The sequence below is a fragment of the Streptomyces alkaliphilus genome, from assembly GCF_014141535.1.
In the GTDB taxonomy this organism is placed as follows: Bacteria; Actinomycetota; Actinomycetes; order Streptomycetales; family Streptomycetaceae; genus Streptomyces; species Streptomyces alkaliphilus.
On sequence record NZ_VKHT01000823.1, the window covers coordinates 1 to 2300 of the forward strand.

Genomic DNA, 2300 nt, shown 5'->3' on the forward strand with positions numbered 1-2300 from the left:
AGCCCCGGGAGCCCGCCGGCTCCTCCGACGTCGCCCCCGCCGACCCGCACCTGGACTTCGCCGGCACCACGCCGTACGAGGACTACGTCCGCGCCGACGTGCTCACCCACCTCCAGCGACCGCTCTCCGACGACCCCGGCGAGATGGTCTTCCTGGTCACCACCCAGGTCATGGAGCTGTGGTTCACGGTGATCGTCCACGAGTGGACCACCGCCGCCACGGCCCTGCGCCGGGACGACCTGCCGACCGCGCTGGCCGCGCTGGAGCGCTCCCGGCGCGAGCTGGCCGCGCTCAACGCCTCCTGGGAGCCGCTGGCCCACCTCACCCCCGCGCGGTTCAACGCCTACCGCAGCGCGCTCGGCGAGGGCTCCGGCTTCCAGTCCGCGATGTACCGGCGGATGGAGTTCCTGCTGGGCGACAAGTCCGCCTCGATGCTCGTGCCGCACCGGGGGACCCCGCGCGTGCACGCCGAGTTGGAGAAGGCGCTGCACGAGCCGAGCCTGTGGGACGAGGCGCTGGCCTTCCTCTCCCGCGAGCGGGTGCGGGCCGGTCGCGAGCCGCTTCCCACGGAGGTCCTGGAGCGGGACCGCACCCGCCCGTACGAGGCGCACCCGGCGGTGGAGGCCGCCTGGACCGAGGTGTACACCGCCGAGGCGCGGGAGCGGGCGACCGGCCCCGGCCCGCTGCTGCGGCTCGGCGAGGAGTTGACCGAGGTCGCCGAGATGGTGTGGCGCTGGCGCAACGACCACCTGTCCGCCACCCGGAGGGCGATGGGCGCCAAGCAGGGCACCGGCGGCTCGGCCGGCGTCGCCTGGCTGGAGAAGCGCGCCCGCCGGACCGTGTTCCCCGAGCTGTGGACGGCGCGCAGCCATGTCTGAGACACAGGTGAACCCCGTGCATCCCCCGCGGACCGCCCCGACACCCGCCACATCCGAGACCCCGGACGCCGCCGCGCTGGACGCGGCCGATCCGCTGGCCGGCCTGCGCGACCGCTTCGTCCTCGACGACGACACCGTCTACCTGGACGGCAACTCCCTCGGCGCGCTGCCCGCCGGCGTCCCCGCCCGCCTCGCGGACGTCGTGGCGCGCGAGTGGGGCGAACTGCGCATCCGCTCGTGGACCGAGTCCGGGTGGTGGACCGCCCCCGAGCGGGTCGGCGACCGGATCGCCCCGCTGGTGGGCGCGGCCCCCGGGCAGGTCGTGGTCGGCGACTCCACCGGCGTCAACATCTTCAAGGCGCTGGTGGCCGCCGTGCGGATGGCGGGGGAGGGGCGCGAGGAGATCCTCGTGGACGGCGACACCTTCCCCACCGACGGCTACCTCGCCGCCTCCGTGGCCAGGATGACCGGCCGGGAGCTGCGCCGCGTACCGGCCGCCGCGATCGCCGACGCCGCCGGCCCGCGCACCGCCGTGGCCCTGGTCAACCACGTGGACTACCGGACCGGCGAGCTGTACGACGCGGCGGCGGTCACCGACCGCCTGCACGCAGCCGGCGCGCTGGTCGTCCTCGACCTGTGCCACAGCGCCGGCGCCCTGCCCGTCCGGCTGGACGACGACGGTGTGGACCTGGCCGTGGGCTGCGGGTACAAGTACCTCAACGGCGGACCCGGCGCCCCGGCCTTCCTCTACATCCGGGCCGGGCACCAGCCGCGCTTCGACTCCCCGCTGCCGGGGTGGAACTCGCACGCGGATCCCTTCGCGATGACCGAGGAGCACGTGCCCGCCCCCGGCGTCGCGCGGGGCCGGGTCGGCACCCCGGACATCCTCTCCATGCTCGCCCTGGAGGCGGCGCTGGAGGTCTGGGAGGGCGTGGACATCGCGGAGGTGCGGGCCAAGAGCCTGGCGCTGACCGACTTCTTCCTCGCCCGGGTGGCGGAGACGCTGCCGGCCGGGACGGTGACCCCGGTGACGCCCCGGGAGCACGAGCGGCGCGGCAGCCAGGTCTCGCTGCGGCACCCGGCGGCGCGGGAGGTGATGGCGGAGCTGATCCGGCGCGGGGTGATCGGCGACTTCCGAGCCCCGGACCTGCTGCGCTTCGGCTTCACCCCGCTGTACACGTCCTTCGCGGACGTCGACCGCGCGGTGCGGGTGCTCGCCGAGGTCCTCGCCGACCTCCCGGCGGGGTCCTCGTACGGGCCGGGGGCGTGAGCCCCGCCGGCGGCGCCCCGGGCGCCGGACCCGCCGCACCGCCGGCGGGAGGTGCGGCGGAGAGCGGGCGGGACGCCGCCGAGATCGCCGCGCTGCTCGCCCTCGACCCGGTGCCGCCGGACGCGACCCTGCCCCACGGGGCCCCCAGCGTC

2 protein-coding genes are annotated in these 2300 nt (G+C 76.2%); both read left to right on the plus strand.

Features of this window, described 5'->3' with window-relative positions; all coding sequences use genetic code 11:
- The first annotated feature begins 50 nt into the window (after positions 1-50).
- Complete coding sequence (locus FNQ90_RS20160) at positions 51-878, plus strand: tryptophan 2,3-dioxygenase family protein (RefSeq protein WP_182607656.1); 828 nt, start codon at positions 51-53, stop codon at positions 876-878.
- On the plus strand, positions 871-2148 hold the full coding sequence (gene kynU / locus FNQ90_RS20165) for a kynureninase (RefSeq protein WP_182607655.1): 1278 nt from the start codon (positions 871-873) through the stop codon (positions 2146-2148). Before FNQ90_RS20160 ends, kynU begins: the two co-directional genes overlap by 8 nt.
- The last annotated feature ends 152 nt before the right edge of the window (positions 2149-2300 follow it).